Here is an 18,146-nt window from a genome sequence, read left to right on the forward strand (position 1 = left end):
ATGGAAAACATCGAATGTCCCGGTTCGGTCGTGAGTGGGCTGATCGAACTGATCACGGTCGGGCTGACCCACGAAAAACTCGAAGAGGCCGCAGTGGTGCTGGCCGCCGTGAGGGTACTGCGGCCAGAGCTGAAGGCGCTGGATACCTTCGATGCCTGGATTGCGATCAAGCGCGGCAGTTATCTGGAGGGCGCGCGCCTGCTGCGTGAGCTGGAGGCCGATGCAGGCTCCAAGCCGTTGTGCAAGGCGCTGTACGCGTGTTGCTTGTTTGCGGTGGGCGACGCGTCCTGGCATGGCATTGCAGACGGTCTGATTGAAGAGGACGCCGATGCCGACGCCGTTGGCCTGGTCAAGGCGCTGTCAGGACGCTATACCCCGGCACCCGCGCCGCTGGAAGCGGGGGCCGAATCTGCCGCGCCGATGGAAGTTCCCAACGCCCAGTATCTGCGCGCCTGAGCCAGACTCCCCCCAGCCTGCGGAACACGTCATGACGCTCATTCCTCCTGTCCCAGCAATCACAGCCAGTACCGGCCTGTCCACGCCGGCGGTGTCGCCGACAGCGGCGCCGAACCAGGCGCTGGTCAACCGCTTCCAGGCGCTGATGCAGTCCTCCAGCCCGTTGCCGCCAGCCATGCAGCGTGTGGGCGAGCCGAGCATGATGAGCCGCATGGTCGACGTGCAGAACGATGGCGTGCGGACCATGACCGAGCATATCGATGCCTTCAGCATGCAGGCGCCGACCATGGGTCTGCAGGAAATGGCTTCGCAACAAATGAAGTTGATGCACGAGCTGACGATGGTTGGCTTCAACCTCAATGTCAGCGTCGGCGTGGCACAGTCGGGCAAGAACGCCGTGCAGACGCTGTTCAAGAACCAATAGCATGCGAAAGCTCAGATACCTGCTGGTGTTGCTGCTGGCACTGCTGCTGTCTGGCTGCGACCAGCAGCTCTATTCCGGGCTGACCGAGAACGACGCCAACGACATGCTGGCCGTGCTGCTGACGGCTGGTGTGGATGCAGAAAAGCTCACGCCCGACGACGGCAAGACCTGGGCGGTCAACGCGCCGCACGATCAGGTCGCGTACGCATTGAACGTGCTGCGCACGCATGGCATGCCGCATGAGCGACACGCCAATCTCGGCGAGATGTTCAAGAAGGACGGCCTGATCTCCACACCCACCGAAGAACGCGTGCGCTTCATCTACGGCGTGTCGCAGCAGCTGTCGCAGACCTTGTCGAATATCGACGGCGTGATCGCGGCCGATGTGCAGATCGTGCTTCCCAACAACGACCCGCTGTCCACCTCGGTCAAACCCTCCAGCGCTGCGGTGTTCATCAAGTTTCGCGTCGGTAGCGATCTGACCAGCCTGGTACCCAGCATCAAGACGCTGGTGATGCACAGCGTGGAAGGACTGACCTACGAAAACGTCAGCGTCACGCTGGTGCCGGGCGGGGCGGAGAGCGATGCGCAGCTCTCTGTGGCGGCGCCTGCGCGCGCATGGCCGTGGCCGTGGCTGGCCGGATGCGCGCTGGCGCTGTGCGTGGCGATTGCTGCGGCAGCGCTGTACTGGTGGCCGAGCGCCGATGCACGCCGCTGGGGCGGCTGGCAGCGCCTGCGCGCGTTGTCCAGAAAACATGCTGGGTGAGGCCGGCGGATGGACAAGGCACGCATCGACAACGCGGCACTGTGGCTTCAGCGATGGACGGCGGCCGTGTCCATGCTGGCGCAATCGCTGGAGGCAGAGCGGGTGGCGCACTGGCTGGGTCCGGTCGCTGCGTTGGGCTGGGAACGGGCACCGGAGCAGCGCCGTGTGCGCGTGATCCAGACCTGGTCGGGATGCTCGCGCATGCAGGTTTCGGCGCTGGATCCGCTGGCCAATCGGTTGGTCGTGCTCGCGCCGGATCTGCTCGCCAAGGTGTTGATGAGCCGCGCAGTGTTTTCGCGCGCACTGGCGCTGCGCCGCTGTATCGAACGCGAGCGCCTGACCTGGTTCGAGCAGTGGGTGGGGCCGGCGGTGCTTGAGCATGTGCGCCATCGCGCAGTCACCGGCATGACAGTGCCGCTGTTGCCGCGCGATGCCGACCCGGCAGCATGGGTCGGCGATGGCTGGCGTCGCCTGGCGGCCGATGGCGCCTGGCCCGACCCCTGCATCGCCAAGGTGATCGCGCTGTCCTTGCCGTTGGGCGCTGCCCGCGTGGCGCCTGTCGCTGCAGATGGCGCCAGCGATGCCTTCCTGCAGGCGCTTCCCACCTTGCTGCCGGAGCTGCCATGCGTCTGTGGCTGAGGTCCACGCAGGAGGCGGTGGGACTGGACGGCGACGTCGTCCCCCGCGAGGCATTGGCCTGTGTGCTGGAACTGGACGCAGCGACTGCACAGGTGCACGCGCGGTGCGCGCAGACGCTGGCGGACGCCCAGGCGCATGCGCAGGCGCTGATCGACGACGCCCAACAACAGGCCGAGACGATCCTCCAGGATGCCCAGGACAAGGCCGAGCGCAGTGCACGCCTGGGCTATGCAGCGGGGCTGCGCCGTCAGCTCGACGCGTGGAACGAGCGCGGCGTGCGGCATGCCTTCGCGGCCGAGGACGCCGCGCAGCGCGCCCGCGCGCGTCTGGCCGAGATCGTCGCACACGCTTGCGAACAGGTCCTCCACGGGCACGATCCCGCTGCGCTGTACGCGCGCGCCGCACAGGCGCTGGATGGCGCCCTGGACGAGGCGAAAGCCCTGCGGGTGAGCGTGCATCCCGATGCGCTGGACGACGCACGGCGCGCCTTCGATGCGGCCGCCGCGGCCGCAGGCTGGGCCATGCCGGTGGAACTGTGCGGCGATGCGACGCTGGCCTTGGGTGCCTGCGTGTGCGAATGGGATACCGGCGTGTTCGAGACCGATCTGCGCGATCAGCTGCGCAGCCTCCAGCGGGTCATCCGCCGCGTGCTGGCCGCGCCACAGGCGGTGCCGGATGTCTGCTGAGATGCCGGTGCTGGAGGCAACGCTCGAGCGCGAACTGGCCGCGCTGGCCTTCGGCCGTCGCTACGGCAAGGTGGTCGAGGTGATCGGCACCATGCTCAAGGTCGCCGGGGTGCAGGTCAGCCTGGGCGAGGTATGCGAGTTGCGCCAGCGCGACGGCACGCTGTTGCAACGTGCCGAGGTGGTGGGCTTCAGCCGCCATCTCGCCTTGCTGGCGCCGTTTGGCGAGCTGGTGGGCTTGTCGCGCGAGACGCGCGTGATCGGATCGGGGCGCCCCTTGGCGGTGCCGGTCGGGGAGGCGCTGCTGGGGCGCGTACTCGATGGCCTGGGTGAGCCGGCGGACGGCCAGGGGCCGGTCGCCGGCGACGGCTGGGTCCAGATCCAGGCACAGGCGCCGGATCCGATGCGCCGGCGCCTGATCGAACAGCCGCTACCGACCGGTGTGCGCATCGTCGATGGCCTGATGACGCTGGGCGAAGGCCAGCGCATGGGCATTTTCGCCGCAGCCGGCGTCGGCAAGAGCACCTTGATGGGGATGTTCGCGCGCGGTACGCAGTGCGACGTCAACGTGATCGTGCTGATCGGCGAGCGCGGACGCGAAGTGCGTGAGTTCATCGAGATGATTCTTGGCCAGGATGGCCTGGCGCGCAGCGTGGTGGTGTGCGCCACCTCCGACCGCTCTTCCATCGAGCGCGCCAAGGCGGCCTATGTCGGCACCGCCATCGCCGAATATTTTCGCGATCAGGGCCTGCGCGTGCTGCTGATGATGGATTCGCTGACGCGCTTTGCCCGCGCGCAACGCGAGATCGGCCTGGCCGCCGGCGAGCCGCCCACCCGGCGCGGCTTCCCGCCGTCGGTGTTCGCCGAGTTGCCGCGCCTGCTCGAACGTGCCGGCATGGGCGAGACCGGCTCGATCACCGCCTTCTACACCGTGCTGGCCGAGGACGACACCGGCAGCGATCCGATCGCCGAGGAAGTGCGCGGCATCCTGGATGGGCATCTGATTCTGTCGCGCGAGATCGCCGCCAGAAACCAGTACCCGGCCATCGATGTGCTGGGAAGCCTGAGCCGGGTGATGAGCCAGATCGTGTCTGCCGAGCAACGCCGGTACGCCGGCCAGCTGCGGCGTCTGCTGGCCAAGTACAACGAGGTGGAGACCTTGCTGCAGGTCGGCGAATACCGCCAGGGCAGCGATGCGGTCGCCGACGAAGCAATCGCCAGGATCGACGCGATTCGCGACTTCCTCAGCCAGCCCACCGATCAGCTCAGCGACTACGACACTACCCTGGAGCAGCTTGCCGGCGTGATCGACGATGCGTGAGCGTGCCAGCACCTGGGCGACGTTGCAGCAGTTGAAGACGCGCCGTTACCAGCGGATGCAGGAGCGCCTGAGCGACTGCAGGCGGGCGCTCGAGCAGTGCGAGCGCGAACGCGTCAGTTGCAGTCAGGAGGCCAGCGCCTGCACCGCGCGTCTGGCCGCCTTCGATGCCACGCTGGCCGACAAGGCCGGCGCGGGTGAGCCGATCGGCATCGAGGCGATCCTGCAGCACCAGCGCTTCCGCGCCGTGCTGGAAGAGCGCTGCCGCGCTGCAGAGCAGGCATTGGTCGCAGCGACGCAGGCGGTGCAGAGCGCACGCGACGAGGCCGCAGCAGTGCAACAGGCACTGAGCAAACTGCAGGCCCAGGCGGATGTGTATGCGCAGAAAGCCGCCCGCGCGCAGCGTGCCTGGCAGGCACAACGCGACGCGGCCGAAGAGGAAGACGCGATCGAGGCCCTGGTCGGGCTGCGCCTGCATCGTGCCGCGCGCGGAGTACGGCGATGAGCGACACCGCCACCGCGCTGCTGGCGCTGTCGTCCCAGGGCGTGTCGCTGCTGACCCTGCTGGCGTTGTGCGGGGTGCGCGTGTTCGTGATGTTCTTCGTGCTGCCGGCCACGGCGCAGGACAGTCTTCCAGGGATGGCGCGCAACGGCGTGATCTATGTGCTCAGCTCCTTCATCGCCTACGGACAGCCGGCCGATGCGCTGGCCAGGATCGAAGCAGCCGGCCTGGTCGGGCTGGTGTTCAAGGAAGCCTTCATCGGCCTGCTGATCGGGTTTGCCGCATCAACGGTGTTCTGGGTTGCCGAGAGCGTTGGCCTGCTGATCGACGATGTGTCCGGCTACAACAACGTGCAGATGACCAACCCGCTGAGCGGTGAGCAGAGCACGCCGGTCTCCACGGTGTTGATGCAGCTGGCGATCGTGTCCTTCTACGCGCTGGGCGGCATGCTGATGCTGCTCGGTACGCTGTTCGAATCGTTTCGTTGGTGGCCGCTGAGTCAGCTCACGCCGGACATGGGGGCGGTCGCCGAATCCTTCGTCATCCAGCAGACCGACGGCATGATGGCCGCAATCGTCAAACTGTCCGCACCGCTGATGTTGGTGCTGGTGCTGGTGGATCTGGCCATCGGCTTTGTGGCCCGCGCTGCCGACAAGCTGGAGCCTTCCAATCTGAGCCAGCCGATCCGTGGGGTCCTGGCGCTGCTGCTGCTCGCGTTGCTGACCAGCGTGTTCATTGCGCAATCCGGTGACGCACTTAGCTTCATCCACTTCCAGCAGCAGTTGCACGATGCCGCCAACATCGGCGGCAAAGGGGGCGCAGCGAATTGATCATTGTTGAGACATCGCCTGCGGTGCGCTGCCTACACTGACCGCACCAACCCCGGATTTGCTATTTGACGCCGTGTCTACAGTCGCCTGCATCCGGCACGCAATCCCGGACGACGCCTGCCTGCCAGGTGCCGCCCCATCGACTTCTTTCACTTGCCTCGCAGAGGGAACGCCATGGCATACGCCTGTCCTCCAGTTCACCGCCATCGACGTGCACCATTGGCCGCCGCGTTGCTATTGAGCCTGCTGCCGCTGCTGCCGTCGCACGCCACTGCGGCGCAGGTGCCATGGCATTCGCGCAGCTTCAAATACGTCGCCGACCAAAAGGATCTCAAGGAGGTACTGCGCGACCTGTCCGCCAGCCAATCCATCACCACCTGGATTTCGCCGGAAGTGACCGGCACGCTCAGTGGCAAGTTCGAGGCCAGCCCGCAGAAATTCCTCGACGATCTGTCTGCGACGTTCGGCTTCGTCTGGTATTACGACGGTGCCGTGCTCAGGATCTGGGGCGCCAACGAAACCAAGAATGCAACCTTGAATCTGGGTGCTGCATCGACCAGTGCGCTGCGCGATGCGCTTGCACGCATGCGGCTTGACGATCCGCGCTTTCCGGTCCGTTACGACGAGGCGGCGCACGTGGCGGTGGTGTCCGGCCCGCCGGGTTATGTGGATACCGTCGCTGCGATCGCCCGGCAGGTCGCGCAGGGCGCGCGCCAACGCGATGCCACCGAGGTGCAGGTGTTTCAGCTGCATTACGCGCAGGCCGCCGATCACAGCACCCGCATCGGTGGGCAGGACGTCCAGGTGCCGGGCATGGCCAGCCTGTTGCGCAGCATGTACGGCGTGCATGGCGCGCCCACTGCGGTGCTGCCCGGGCCGGGTGCCAATTTCGGGCGGGTGCAACCGATCGGCGGCGGTTCGTCCAATACCTTCGGCAACAACGGTCAGGCCCAGAACGGCGGCGGCAGCAACGGCGGCAATGGCATTCTCGGCTTGCCTGCGTCGTGGTTCGGCGGTGGCTCGCCGTCGGATCGGGTGCCGGTCAGCCCGCCGTTGCCGGGTACGGGCGCCAATGCGCCAGCCAGTGTGTGGCCGGAGATGAGCCAGGCCAGACGCGACGCGCCACTGGCGGTGGATGCAGGCAGCGGCGGCGAGTTGGCATCGGACGCGCCGGTGATCGAAGCCGACCCGCGCACCAATGCCATCCTCATCCGCGACCGCCCGGAGCGCATGGCAGCCTATGGCAGCTTGATCCAGCAGCTCGACAACCGCCCCAAGCTGCTGCAGATCGATGCCACCATCATCGAGATCCGCGACGGCGCCATGCAGGATCTGGGCGTGGACTGGCGCTTCCACAGCCGGCGTGTGGATGTGCAGACCGGCGACGGCCGTGGCGGCCAGCTTGGCTACGACGGCAGCTTGAGCGGTGCGGCGGTGGCAGGTGCAAGCGCTCCGTTGGGCGGCACCTTGACAGCAGTTCTGGGAGACGCCGGGCGTTACCTGATGACGCGTGTGTCGGCGCTCGAGCAGACCAACAAGGCCAAGATCGTGTCCACCCCGCAGGTGGCGACGCTGGACAATGTGGAGGCGGTGATGGACCACAAGCAGCAGGCCTTCGTGCGTGTCAGCGGTTACGCATCCGCGGACCTCTACAACCTGTCCGCCGGTGTGTCGCTACGCGTTTTGCCGAGTGTGGTGCCGGGCTCGCCCGACGGACAGATGCGCCTGGATGTGCGTATCGAAGACGGGCAGTTGGGCGCCAATACCGTCGATGGCATTCCCGTCATCACTTCCAGCGAGATCACCACGCAGGCATTCGTCAACGAAGGCCAGAGCCTGCTGATCGCCGGCTATGCCCAGGATACCGATCAGACCGATCTGAACAAGGTGCCCGGGCTGTCCAGGATTCCACTGGTGGGTAACCTGTTCAAGCATCGCCAGCAGGGCGGGTCACGGCTGCAGCGCTTGTTCCTGCTGACCCCGCATATCGTCTCGCCCTGAGCAAGGCAGTGGGGCAGTCGATGGTGTTGCAACGTGCAGGCTGCCGCATGGCCCGGCAGCCTGCACGCAGTGCCGATCAGGCCTGGCCGGTGATGCTCGACAGGTTGGCGTTGAAACCGCCACCCAGGCTGTTGCCGCCCAGGCTGCTGTTGACCGAACTGCCACCGCCAGCGCCGCCCTGGTTCTGCATCAGCTGCATCACGATCTGCATCAACATCTGCGTCAACGGACTCAGGCCGTCCTGCTGACCGTTCTGCGGCTGGTCGTTGCCGCACTCCTGATTGGCATCGCTGCCCTGGCTCTGCTGAAGCATCATCATGATGAACATGGCGAGCAACTGATCCAGCTGTTGCTCGGAGCCAGCCGAAGACGAGCGCTGACCGGAGTCCTGGGTTTGCTCGGGGCCGATGCCCATCGTCTGCACGTTGCTGCTGAAGTTGGAAAAGTTTCCGATAGATGAGTCCATGGTGATTCCCGTCTCATGTGGTTGACTGGGTACATCGCGGTTGCCGGAAAGCTGCCACGGCAGGGTCGCAACGGGGACGCTGCATTGCCCCGTCCGCACGGTAGAAGAGGTGCCGGTGATGCATCGGCCAGGACGCGAAAGCGCGCTTTCGCTTGCGAACGTCGCGGCGGAAAAATACCCGGAATACGCCAAAAAAAAGCTGCATTGCAACGATGCGTGGGGTGATTTCGTTTTGGTCATAGACGTTTCGTGCAGCAAGTGCATGCGCGTGCATGGTGCCGTTATGGTGTTGCGATCGAGCGGGGTTTGGATCAGCCGGGGATGCCTGTCCACTCCGCGGCGTTGCTGGAATCAACGACGATCAGGTGACAGACATGACAGAGACCGATACGCCGACCACGTGTCCGGCTGTGCACGGCACGGGTGTTCGCCGTCCACAGCAGTGGGCCACACTCTCCAGAAGCCTGCCCGTGGGCGAGCACTGCTACGCGCTCCGGCCCAGGCAGGCAGCCGCTTCCCGGCGCCGGTTGTTGATTGCGGCGGCGTTGCTGTGCGCCGCGCCACTCGCACGCGCAGACTGCTTCGAAGAAGCAGCCGGTTATCAACACGTCAATCCATGGGTGTTGCGCGCCATCGCATGGCAGGAATCACGCGGCCGTGCCGACGCGATCCATCGCAACAACAACGGCACGGTCGACTACGGAAAGATGCAGATCAACTCGATCCACCTGCGCCGTCTTTCCAGCTACGGCATCTCCAGGGACGCGTTGATGCAGCCGTGCGTCAGCGTGTATGTCGCCGCCTGGCGGCTGCGCGAGATGACCAATAAATACGGAAATACCTGGGCCGCCGTCGGTGCCTATCATTCCGAAACGCCGGCCGAGCGCGACAAGTATGCGCATGCAATCCACGCGATTCTGAGCAAGCGCGGCGTGGTCGTCGAGTAACGCTGCTGCACGCAGCGATGGCGCACTGCGTTGCTTGCCTGCCCGCATTGCGTGCCCAGAGGCTGTGCGGTGAATACACACCGCGCCCGCCGGATGGCGAGCGCGGTGGTTTGATCGCCGTGCTTACCCGGCCTGCGAGCAAGCCGCCTCGGCTGCGCGAACGGCCCCATCGGCCTGCCAGGTGCCGCCGATGGTCTTATACTGCATGCCGGCGGCCACGCCGGACACCGTGTTGGAGAGCAGGCCGCTGCGTGCGGGCGACAGCCCGACCCAGGCGCCAATCATGTTGATGGCGGTACCAAGCGCGATATTGGAATTGATGGCGGCCGTGCGGGCGACCGAATGATCCATGACCCTCTCGTAATCCTCGCGCTTGCCCTTCCACTCCGGTTCCCAGATCTGCTTGGTCCCGGCCTGGTCGGCTTCGTGCTGGGTGAAGTTGATCCAGTCCGCCGTTTCCAGGCCGACATTCAAGGCCGCCGTCATCGCCGATTGACGCAAGATGACGCTGGTTGCCTCGCCCTTGGTGAAAGGCGAGTTCAGGCCGGCCCAGCGCTGCCGGGCCGCTGCAAAGTCCGGCGATGCCAGCTCGTTCGACGCCAGGTTGGCCAGCAAGTTGGCCATGCCGTAGAACCTGCCGGCGCTGGTGATGTGCGGATCGCTGATGCCACCATTGGAGCGGGCCGGGTCTTGCATTCCCACCATTTTGAAGGTGGCCTGGATGGTGTCGCGGGCTGCGGCATAGGCGGCGATCTTCAGGTCGCTGGCCAGCAGCCTGGCAGCCAGCTCCGGTTGGCCGGATGCGTTGCCTGCCGCACCCACGGCGATGTTGCTCAGAATGCCGCCCAACGCGAGCCGGGTGACCAGATTCGAATAATGCTGCTGTTCTTCTCTCCTGCTTCCCTGTTCTTGGACGGACAGTGCATCCCACTGTTCGAGACTGAGATTGTGGAAGCCCCGCGCAGCCGCATCCGGATTTCGGTTCTCGCGGTTGCGTCGCAGCGTATGCAGCGCCATCTGCAGCGTGCCGGAGACGGCCTGCATGGCGACCACCGCTTCGGGCGGAAGCTGGCGGAGTGCGGCAAACAATCCTTCGCCCAGCAACTCACGTGCGAACGTGGTCGGTCCCACCGAACTGGCCTGGTGCACCAGATGGCCCAGCGCAGCACCCAGGTATTGTCCGTCGAAACTGGTCGGGACTATGCCGTGCGCTGCCGCCGCCACCGCGCTGGCAGTCGGCCCGAACACGGCGCTTGCGCCACGCACTGCACCGGTCCTGATCGATGCAGCCAGTGCACCCAAGCGCTCGCTGCGTGTCGGCGTGGTGGTGGCTGCAGGTGTGGGCACCGGCGGATCCGGTGGTGCAGCGTGTTCGTGGTCAATGGACGACGGGTCCACTGCTGGCAAGAAGTCTACGGTGTCGAAGAAGCGCTCGCTGGTGCTGTTCTCGGCATGCAGCAGCGGGCTCTCACCGCCGTGCTGGTTTCTATCGATAGCGTTGCCGGATCCTGTGCCGCGTTCCGGGTTGCTGCGCCGTCCGGACGGTCTGGGAGCCAGGCGCGACAATGCGGGGTTCGCCGCAGGCGTCGGCGCCGCGTTGTGCTGTTGTGGCGGCGCTATGTCGATCACGACGTCTGTATCGGTCGGTCGTGGTGGCTGGGAAGCACTGGCTGAAGGGGTCTTCATCACGGCATGTCCTCGCTGTGGGGGAAGGGCGGCGTGCTGCCGCCCGGGCTTGCGCGGCTGCTGACGTGAGGCATCGATGGCTGGCACCTCATTCGATGGGCGCATGGAGGTGCCGGCCTCGATTGCAGCGCACAGCTCGCTGTTGGCAGGGCCACGCGCGCGACAGCACGGTCGACGTGCGCCATGTAGACACGGTCTGGCGCAGCTGCCGCCATCAACGGTTCGGAGAATTGCAGTGCGGACTTCCCAGCGTGCAATCGAAGTGCTCAGGCGTGCCTGGCATTCACGGCCACCTTGTGTGGCATGCGTCATCGTCGTCAGTGACTCGAAAATGACATCGAGCTGCAGACCCGGGGCGCTTCACCTGCGAAATGATCATTCCATAACGGAAAAGTGCATTTCTCATGCAGATGAAATGTGTCTGCTGTCGCGCGGGTCTTCGCCTACCCGGCCACCCCGTCGTGCTCGCAGCGACGAGCCCTGTCGAGATGCAGCGTGGTTCGATTGAGGAGCCAGCGCAAGCAGCGAGCTCGGGATGCGGCCATGATGCTGGCCGCCTGAGTACCAATCGATGCACAGGAGCAAACCCGGTCACGCGGGCAGGCTTGTTTCTTCGGGAGATGCGGGATGAAGAAGCACGCGGCATTGTGGATGGCGGACACGCGCGCCCTTCCAGGCATCGGCCCCGCGCGGTCCAGCGAAGATCGCTCAGCTGCAGGCCGCCTGAGTCGCGTCATGCCAGCGCGCTGGCTGTTGCTTTCGTGCGGACGTCGCATCCTCTATAGCCGACGCGGCCAGGTGGGCGGCCGACAGGGAGGCAGAGGTGACGTTTACTCCTTGGCTCTATAAACGATGATTCCCGGCGTTCTCGCCACGTATTCCATGAAGGGCGAGTCGACGACCTTTTCGTTTTCCCTTGCGGGAGGAGGCGTTGCGTAACACCGGGCCTGTGTCGGTCATGACGAAGAATCCGACGTGCGTGACATCCTGCCCGGCCAGATGGGTATAGATGCCGATGAAATCCCCGGTGCGCAGCTTGCGGATGACGCTGCCGTCGATGTGCTCGGTGGGGATATAGGTGACAGCCCGGTCGACGACCGGCAGGCCGGGCAGGTGGTTCGGGGAGAGGGACAGAATGGATCGCGCATCTGCACGCTGATCGCGGTGATTCGATACAGGAGCGCTGAGCGAGCCCGTGCGAAGATATGCTTCGGTGTTGCTCGCTCCCCGGCAGCTTGGGTATCCAGACGGGCTGAAAGGGATCAGGGCGGGTATCGGCGGATTGTTTCGGGCTTTTGCCCTTTAAAAACAAAGAGATAGGCTTGAAATGTTACTGATGCTCGATAACTACGACAGCTTCACCTACAACCTCGTGCAGTACCTGCAGGCGCTGGGCGCCGAGGTCACGGTGGTGCGCAACGACGCGATGAGCGTGGATCAGATCGCCGCGCTCAGGCCCGAGCGCATCGTGATCTCGCCCGGCCCGTGCACCCCGAACGAGGCCGGTATCTCGCTGCAGCTGATCGAGCAACTGGGCCAGACCACGCCGATCCTGGGCGTGTGCTTGGGGCATCAAAGCATCGGGCAGGTCTATGGCGGCGATGTGATCCGCGCCGACAACATCATGCATGGCAAGACCTCGCCGATCCGCCATCAGGGCAAGGGCGTGTTCGCCGGCCTGCCGGACAGCTACGAGGCCACCCGCTACCACTCGCTGGTGGTGGACAAGACCACCTTGCCCGACGCGCTGGAAGTCACCGCCTGGACCGAGAATCCGGATGGCTCGATCGAAGAGATCATGGGCCTGCGTCATCGCCAGTTTCCGGTCGAAGGCGTGCAGTTCCATCCCGAGTCGATCCTGACCCAGCACGGTCAGGCCTTGCTGAAGAACTTCCTGCAGCGTTGATCGAAATGCGCAGCGCGCACGTCGCAAGGGCCGCCGCAATCTTCGTCAGTCTCGATGCAGTCTTCGGCGCCATCGATGCACCGGCGACCCATGCGCGTAATGCCTGCAATGACCTACGCGATAGCATGCGGCGGGTTTCCCGCCTCGCTTCGTTCACACCTGCATCCGGATCACGATGAGCACCGCCAGCGACAGCTTCCACTTCTACGAACCAGGCCAGGGCCACGGGCTGCCGCACGATCCGTTCAACGCCATCGTCGGTCCGCGGCCGATCGGCTGGATCGGCTCGCGCAGCGCCGAGGGCATCGCCAATCTGGCGCCTTACAGCTTCTTCAATGCGTTCAATTACGTGCCGCCGATCGTCGGCTTCGCCAGCATCGGCCGCAAGGACAGCCTGCGCAATATCGAAGCCACCGGCGAGTTCAGCTGGAACCTGGCCACGCGCCCGTTGGCCGAGGCGATGAACGCCAGTGCGGCGATGGTGCCGGCGGAGGTCGACGAGTTCGTATTGGCCGAGCTGCAGATGGCGCCGTCGCGGCTGATCGGTGCCCCGCGCGTGGCGGCCAGCCCGGTCAGTTTCGAATGCCGGCTCAGCCAGCTGTTGCCGCTGCAGAGCGCAGCCGGGCAGGCCATCGAAACCTGGCTGGTCCTGGGCGAAGTGGTCGGCGTGCATCTGGCGCACGCGGCGTTGCAGGACGGCATCTACGATCCCGCAGCCGTGCAGACGATTCTGCGCGCCGGCGGTGCCGCCGACTATTTCGAAGTGCAGGCGCAGGCGCGCTTCCGCATGCGGCGCCCGGGCCAGTGAGCGCTGCGCGCCGCGTCGCTGCAGGGCATTGCCGCCATGCGCGACTGCAGCGCCAGGATTGATCGATCCACCTCGCTGTCGCCTATCTTTCTTACGTTTTGCCACGGTCCTCGTCCATGCCCATCACCCCGCAAGAAGCCCTGCAACGCACCATCGAACACCGCGAAATCTTCCACGACGAAATGGTCGAGTTGATGCGCCAGATCATGCGTGGCGAGGTCTCGGACATGATGGTCGCCGCCATCCTCACCGGGTTGCGGGTCAAGAAGGAAACCATCGGCGAGATCGCCGGCGCAGCCACGGTGATGCGCGAGTTCTCGCGTCGCGTGGACGTGAGTGATCGCCAGCACATGGTCGACATCGTCGGCACCGGCGGCGATGGCTCGCATACCTTCAACATCTCCACCTGCGCGATGTTCGTGGCCGCCGCCGGCGGTGCCAAGGTCGCCAAGCACGGCAACCGCAGCGTCTCGTCCAAGTCCGGCAGTGCCGACGCGCTGGAGGCGCTGGGCGCGGCGATCGAGCTGCAGCCCGAGCAGGTTGCCGCCTCGCTGGCGCAGACCGGTATCGGCTTCATGTATGCGCCGGTGCATCATCCGGCCATGAAGGTGGTGGCGCCGGTGCGCCGCGAAATGGGCGTGCGCACCATCTTCAACATCCTCGGCCCGCTGACCAACCCGGCCGGCTCGCCGAACATCCTGATGGGCGTGTTCCATCCGGACCTGGTCGGCATCCAGGCGCGCGTGCTGCAGGAACTCGGTGCCGAGCGCGCGCTGGTGGTGTGGGGGCGCGATGGCATGGACGAACTCTCGCTCGGTGCCGGCACCCTGGTCGGCGAGCTGCGCGATGGCCAGGTGCGCGAATACGAAGTGCATCCGGAGGATTTCGGCATTGCCATGTCGGCCAGCCGCAACCTCAAGGTGGCCGATGCCGCGCAGTCGCGCACGATGCTGCTGCAGGTGCTGGACAATGTGCCCGGCCCGGCGCTGGACATCGTTGCGCTCAATGCCGGGGCGGCGCTGTACGTGGCAGGCGTGTCCGACAGCATCGCCGACGGCGTCGTGCGTGCGCGTGCGGTCCTGGCCGATGGCTCGGCGCGTGCAAAGCTGGACGCCTATGTCGCCTTCACCCGGCAGATTGCCCCGCAGGCCTGACCCTTCCCACCGCACCGGCAAGCATGGCATCGGCATCCTCACAATCCCGCTGGCATGCTGCGCGCTGGCGCGTGGCGGTCAGTTGCGGCCGTCTTGACCGATAATGCCCGCCCGCCAGGACCCGATACGATGAGCGACATCCTCAACACCATCCTCGCCCGCAAGGCCGAAGAAATCGCCGAGCGCAGTGCGCGCGTGCCGCTGGCCGAGCTGATCGCGCGCAGCGCCGACCTGCCGCTCACGCGCGGTTTCGCTGCTGCCATGCAGGCCAGCATCGCCGCCGGCGAACCGGCGGTGATCGCCGAAGTGAAGAAGGCCAGCCCGTCCAAGGGCGTGATCCGGCCCGACTTCCATCCGGCCGACATCGCGGTCAGTTATGAATTCGGCGGCGCCAGCTGCCTGTCGGTGCTGACCGATGTGGACTTCTTCCAGGGTGCCGATGCCTATCTGCGCCAGGCGCGCGAGGCCTGCACGCTGCCGGTGCTGCGCAAGGATTTCACCGTCGACCCCTATCAGGTCTACGAGGCGCGCGTGCTCGGCGCCGATTGCATCCTGCTGATCGTCTCGGCCCTGGACGATGGGCAACTGGCCGAGCTGTCCGGCCTGGCCATGCAGCTGGGCCTGGACGTGCTGGTGGAAGTGCACGACATCGACGAGCTCGAGCGCGCGGTGCAGGTGCCGGTACCGCTGGTGGGCATCAACAACCGCAATCTGCGCACCTTCGAAGTGACGCTGCAGACCACGCTGGACATGCGCGCCGCCGTGCCGCGCGACCGCATCCTGGTCACCGAAAGCGGCATCGTCACTCCGGCCGATGTGCAGTTGATGCGCAGCCACGGCGTGAACGCGTTTCTGGTCGGCGAGACCTTCATGCGCGCGCCCGAACCCGGCGAGTCGCTGCGTCAGCTATTCTTCGCGCATGACTGAGGCGTATCCCGTACCGCGCGACGACGCACCGCTTGTGGTCTTCGATTTCGACCACACGCTGTATGACGGCGACTCCGGCAGCCATCTGTTCGCCTGGCTGATCAAGCGCAACCCCTTGCGTCTGCTGGTGGCGCTGTTGGCCTCGCCGATCCTCGGCCCGATGGTGGCGATGCTGCCGACCCGCCGCCGCGGCGTGTCCGGGTATGTGTGGATCGCCACCTTCGGCCTGCACCGCACGCGCGAGTTCAACCGTTTCATCGATGCGTACGTGCTCAAGCATGAGGCGCAGATCCGGCAGCGTCTGTTGCCGCACGCCCTGAAGGTGTTCACCGACCACCGCGCTGCCGGCGACCGTGTGGTGGTGGCCACCGGCGCGCCGCCGGAACTGGCGCGCGCCATTCTCGGCTTTGTCGCCCATCAGGACGTGCCGGTGATCGGCAGCCTGGTCGGCCCACGCCTGGGTGCGGTCACCGCGCGACGTCACTGCCACAACGAAGAGAAGATGCGCATGCTGCGCGAGCGCGGCTATGCCGACATCGCCATTGCCTATTCGGACAGCACCGCGGATCTGCCGCTGTTGAAGGCCGCGCGTGCGCCGGTGGTGGTCAATCCGAAGGCCAATCGCGAAGCGCTGTTTCGGCAGGTGCTGCCGGCCGGCACGCCGATCCTCAACTGGGGATGTCGCGATCGCGGTGGCAAGGCGCTGTAGCGCCTGGCGCCGGTAGCGGCGCGCAGCCCGGCGGACACAGCAGGTATTCGGGCTCGGCAGCTACTGCGCAGACACACGGCTTGATTCGCGCGCACCCGACGGCTGTTCACCGAGATTTACTGGTCAGGCCAAGCCCGCCGGAGCAGCAGGGAAGGGTAAGCAGCTAGTAATGCACAGCACGCACGCAGCACGCGGCGGCGCAGCGCGCCCGACTGCATCAGTCCGCATACCGTGCGGCATGCGGTTCAAGCTGCGGCTGGTGCAGTGCTGCACCAGCCGCGACCACAGCCGCTTAGCGGGTGCCGTAGAGCACGACGGTCTTGCCGCGTGCATGCAGCAGGCCGTCGGCCTGCAGCTTCTTGAGCACGCGCCCGGCCATTTCGCGCGAACAACCCACCAGCCGTGCCAGTTCCTGCCGCGATACGCGCAGCTGGGTGCCCTGCGGGTGACTCATCGCTTCAGGCTCCTTGGACAGATCGTGCAGGGTGCGCACGATGCGGTCGGTCACGTCCAGGAACGCCAGGCGGCTGGCTTTCCTTGTGGTATCGAGCAACCGCTTGGACAGCTGAACGCCAATCGCGTACAGGATGCGGGGCGCATCCGGCGACAGACTGGTCTGGAACAGCTGCTGCAGCCGCTCGTAGCTGATCTCGGCCAGCTCGCACTGGGTGCGGGTGCGCAAGATCACCTCGCGGGTATCGGATTCGATGAACAACCCCATCTCGCCGACGAACTCGCCGCTACCGAAGTAGCCCAGCACCAACTCACGATCGTCATCTTCCTCGGCAATGATGCTCACCGAGCCACTGATCACGTAGTAGAGGGTGCCAGCCGGGTCTCCTGGCCGGAACACATCGGTCCGGGTCGGATAGCGCCTGCGATGGCTGTGCGCCAGGAAACGCTCGATCGTGCCCGCGTCCAGCGCCAGAGAAGGGGTAGCGTTACGTACCGTCGTAGTCACAACCGTCGTGTTTCCTGGGCTCATGGTAGTTCCGCGTGTAATTCCTGAAGCTTAACGGCATGAGTCATGCAAGGTAAACCATTCTTAACATCGGCATTTCGTTGCTGGGATCTTTGGCTCATAATTGTTCCCTTTCCCGCCTTCCATAAGGACAGACCGACGTGGTCAAGCCGTTGCCTCGCCTGAGGCTACAGGGGTTCAACAACCTCACCAAGGCGTTGAGCTTCAACATCTACGACGTCTGTTACGCGCGTACCGAAGAGGAGCGTCAGCGCTACATCGAATATATCGATGAGCAGTACGACGCCGATCGTCTGACGCAGATCCTGACCGATGTTGCCGAGATCATTGGCGCCAACATCCTCAATATCGCACGTCAGGACTACGATCCGCAGGGCGCATCGGTCACGATCCTGATCTCGGAAGAGCCCGTCATCGACAAGAAGCAGGCTGGTAAGGAGCTGATCTCCGATGCCGTGGTTGCTCACATGGACAAAAGTCATATCACTGTCCATACATACCCCGAGACGCATCCGCAGGAAGGCATCGCCACGTTCCGCGCCGATATCGACGTCGCCACCTGCGGCGTGATCTCGCCGTTGAAGGCGCTGAACTACCTGATCGAGAGCCTGGAATCGGACATCGTGATCATGGATTACCGCGTCCGTGGCTTCACCCGCGATGTGAAGGGCAAGAAGCACTACATCGACCACAAGATCAACTCGATCCAGCACTTCCTCGCCAAGAACGTGAAGTCGCGCTACGAGATGTTCGACGTGAACGTCTATCAGGAAAACATCTTCCACACCAAGATGCACCTGAAGGACTTCGACCTGGACCAGTACCTGTTCGAGGAGCGCGCCAAGAACCTCTCGTTCAAGGAGCGCATGAAGATCGAAACGCTGCTCAAGCGCGAGATCGAAGAACTGTTCCACGGACGCAATCTGAGCGAGTAAGCGCAGC

At 65.1% G+C, this 18,146-nt stretch carries 20 protein-coding genes; 16 read left to right on the forward strand and 4 right to left on the reverse strand.

Annotation, left to right across the window (positions count from 1 at the left end):
* The 9 genes from XARJCFBP2528_RS08600 (at position 1) to sctC (ending at position 7,619) form a co-directional block, all read left to right on the forward strand.
* Positions 1-456: an HrpB1 family type III secretion system apparatus protein gene (locus XARJCFBP2528_RS08600; protein ID WP_026064309.1), complete on the forward strand. Its 456-nt coding sequence runs from the start codon at positions 1-3 to the stop codon at positions 454-456.
* A 31-nt stretch (positions 457-487) separates the two neighbouring features.
* The gene (locus XARJCFBP2528_RS08605; protein ID WP_026064308.1) at positions 488-880 is read left to right on the forward strand and encodes a type III secretion protein HrpB2; all 393 of its coding nucleotides are present in this window, start codon (positions 488-490) and stop codon (positions 878-880) included.
* A gap of 1 nt (position 881) precedes the next feature.
* Positions 882-1,646, forward strand: a complete 765-nt coding sequence (gene sctJ / locus XARJCFBP2528_RS08610) for a type III secretion system inner membrane ring lipoprotein SctJ (protein WP_006451031.1) — start codon at positions 882-884, stop codon at positions 1,644-1,646.
* A 9-nt stretch (positions 1,647-1,655) separates the two neighbouring features.
* Positions 1,656-2,285 carry a type III secretion protein HrpB4 gene (locus tag XARJCFBP2528_RS08615; protein ID WP_016902440.1) on the forward strand — a complete coding sequence of 210 codons (630 nt, stop codon included), beginning with the start codon at positions 1,656-1,658 and terminating at the stop codon, positions 2,283-2,285.
* Positions 2,270-2,971: a type III secretion system stator protein SctL gene (gene sctL / locus XARJCFBP2528_RS08620; protein WP_016902439.1), complete on the forward strand. Its 702-nt coding sequence runs from the start codon at positions 2,270-2,272 to the stop codon at positions 2,969-2,971. The genes XARJCFBP2528_RS08615 and sctL overlap by 16 nt, the downstream gene beginning before the upstream one ends.
* Positions 2,961-4,289 carry a type III secretion system ATPase SctN gene (sctN, locus tag XARJCFBP2528_RS08625; RefSeq protein WP_026064307.1) on the forward strand — a complete coding sequence of 443 codons (1,329 nt, stop codon included), beginning with the start codon at positions 2,961-2,963 and terminating at the stop codon, positions 4,287-4,289. The genes sctL and sctN overlap by 11 nt, the downstream gene beginning before the upstream one ends.
* Positions 4,282-4,791 (forward strand): type III secretion protein HrpB7, encoded by a 510-nt coding sequence (locus XARJCFBP2528_RS08630; RefSeq protein ID WP_016902437.1) that lies wholly within the window; start codon positions 4,282-4,284, stop codon positions 4,789-4,791. Before sctN ends, XARJCFBP2528_RS08630 begins: the two co-directional genes overlap by 8 nt.
* A complete protein-coding gene (sctT, locus tag XARJCFBP2528_RS08635; protein WP_016902436.1) occupies positions 4,788-5,618 on the forward strand; it encodes a type III secretion system export apparatus subunit SctT in 831 nt (276 codons plus the stop codon). The genes XARJCFBP2528_RS08630 and sctT overlap by 4 nt, the downstream gene beginning before the upstream one ends.
* Positions 5,619-5,792: 174 nt before the next feature.
* Entirely contained in the window at positions 5,793-7,619 is a 1,827-nt protein-coding gene (gene sctC / locus XARJCFBP2528_RS08640; RefSeq protein ID WP_026064306.1) for a type III secretion system outer membrane ring subunit SctC, read from the forward strand.
* A 76-nt stretch (positions 7,620-7,695) separates the two neighbouring features.
* Here the strand turns inward: sctC and xopA are convergent, their stop codons facing one another.
* Positions 7,696-8,325, reverse strand: a complete 630-nt coding sequence (gene xopA, locus XARJCFBP2528_RS24120) for a XopA/Hpa1 family type III secretion system protein (protein ID WP_224096812.1) — start codon at positions 8,323-8,325, stop codon at positions 7,696-7,698.
* Between the two features lie 134 nt (positions 8,326-8,459).
* On the opposite strand from xopA, the gene XARJCFBP2528_RS08650 reads away from it, so the two are divergent.
* Positions 8,460-9,032: a lytic transglycosylase domain-containing protein gene (locus tag XARJCFBP2528_RS08650; RefSeq protein WP_223571188.1), complete on the forward strand. Its 573-nt coding sequence runs from the start codon at positions 8,460-8,462 to the stop codon at positions 9,030-9,032.
* 123 nt (positions 9,033-9,155) lie between these two features.
* On the opposite strand, the gene XARJCFBP2528_RS23695 is transcribed toward XARJCFBP2528_RS08650, so the two are convergent.
* A complete protein-coding gene (locus tag XARJCFBP2528_RS23695) occupies positions 9,156-10,256 on the reverse strand; it encodes a hypothetical protein (RefSeq protein ID WP_239684999.1) in 1,101 nt (366 codons plus the stop codon).
* A 1,305-nt stretch (positions 10,257-11,561) separates the two neighbouring features.
* Positions 11,562-11,993 carry an N-acetylmuramoyl-L-alanine amidase-like domain-containing protein gene (locus tag XARJCFBP2528_RS24345; protein ID WP_343122744.1) on the reverse strand — a complete coding sequence of 144 codons (432 nt, stop codon included), beginning with the start codon at positions 11,991-11,993 and terminating at the stop codon, positions 11,562-11,564.
* Positions 11,994-12,045: 52 nt separating this feature from the next.
* Between XARJCFBP2528_RS24345 and XARJCFBP2528_RS08670 the strand changes: the two genes are divergently transcribed.
* From XARJCFBP2528_RS08670 to XARJCFBP2528_RS08690, 5 genes are all read left to right on the forward strand, one after another.
* Positions 12,046-12,624: an anthranilate synthase component II gene (locus XARJCFBP2528_RS08670; protein ID WP_016902431.1), complete on the forward strand. Its 579-nt coding sequence runs from the start codon at positions 12,046-12,048 to the stop codon at positions 12,622-12,624.
* A 175-nt stretch (positions 12,625-12,799) separates the two neighbouring features.
* A complete protein-coding gene (locus XARJCFBP2528_RS08675; protein ID WP_016902430.1) occupies positions 12,800-13,432 on the forward strand; it encodes a flavin reductase family protein in 633 nt (210 codons plus the stop codon).
* 116 nt (positions 13,433-13,548) lie between these two features.
* Positions 13,549-14,586: an anthranilate phosphoribosyltransferase gene (gene trpD, locus XARJCFBP2528_RS08680; protein ID WP_016902429.1), complete on the forward strand. Its 1,038-nt coding sequence runs from the start codon at positions 13,549-13,551 to the stop codon at positions 14,584-14,586.
* 54 nt (positions 14,587-14,640) lie between these two features.
* On the forward strand, positions 14,641-15,513 hold the full coding sequence (gene trpC, locus XARJCFBP2528_RS08685; protein WP_026064303.1) for an indole-3-glycerol phosphate synthase TrpC: 873 nt from the start codon (positions 14,641-14,643) through the stop codon (positions 15,511-15,513).
* The gene (locus XARJCFBP2528_RS08690; RefSeq protein WP_016902427.1) at positions 15,506-16,222 is read left to right on the forward strand and encodes a haloacid dehalogenase-like hydrolase; all 717 of its coding nucleotides are present in this window, start codon (positions 15,506-15,508) and stop codon (positions 16,220-16,222) included. Before trpC ends, XARJCFBP2528_RS08690 begins: the two co-directional genes overlap by 8 nt.
* A 292-nt stretch (positions 16,223-16,514) precedes the next feature.
* Here XARJCFBP2528_RS08690 and crp read toward each other — a convergent pair whose 3' ends face one another.
* Positions 16,515-17,207 carry a cAMP-activated global transcriptional regulator CRP gene (crp, locus tag XARJCFBP2528_RS08695; protein WP_024938194.1) on the reverse strand — a complete coding sequence of 231 codons (693 nt, stop codon included), beginning with the start codon at positions 17,205-17,207 and terminating at the stop codon, positions 16,515-16,517.
* A 137-nt stretch (positions 17,208-17,344) separates the two neighbouring features.
* On the opposite strand from crp, the gene speD reads away from it, so the two are divergent.
* Positions 17,345-18,139, forward strand: coding sequence for an adenosylmethionine decarboxylase (speD, locus tag XARJCFBP2528_RS08700; protein WP_005990692.1), 795 nt, complete (start codon positions 17,345-17,347; stop codon positions 18,137-18,139).
* Positions 18,140-18,146: the final 7 nt, after the last annotated feature.

Origin of the sequence: Xanthomonas arboricola pv. juglandis (genome assembly GCF_001013475.1) — a bacterium.
In the GTDB taxonomy this organism is placed as follows: Bacteria; Pseudomonadota; Gammaproteobacteria; order Xanthomonadales; family Xanthomonadaceae; genus Xanthomonas; species Xanthomonas arboricola.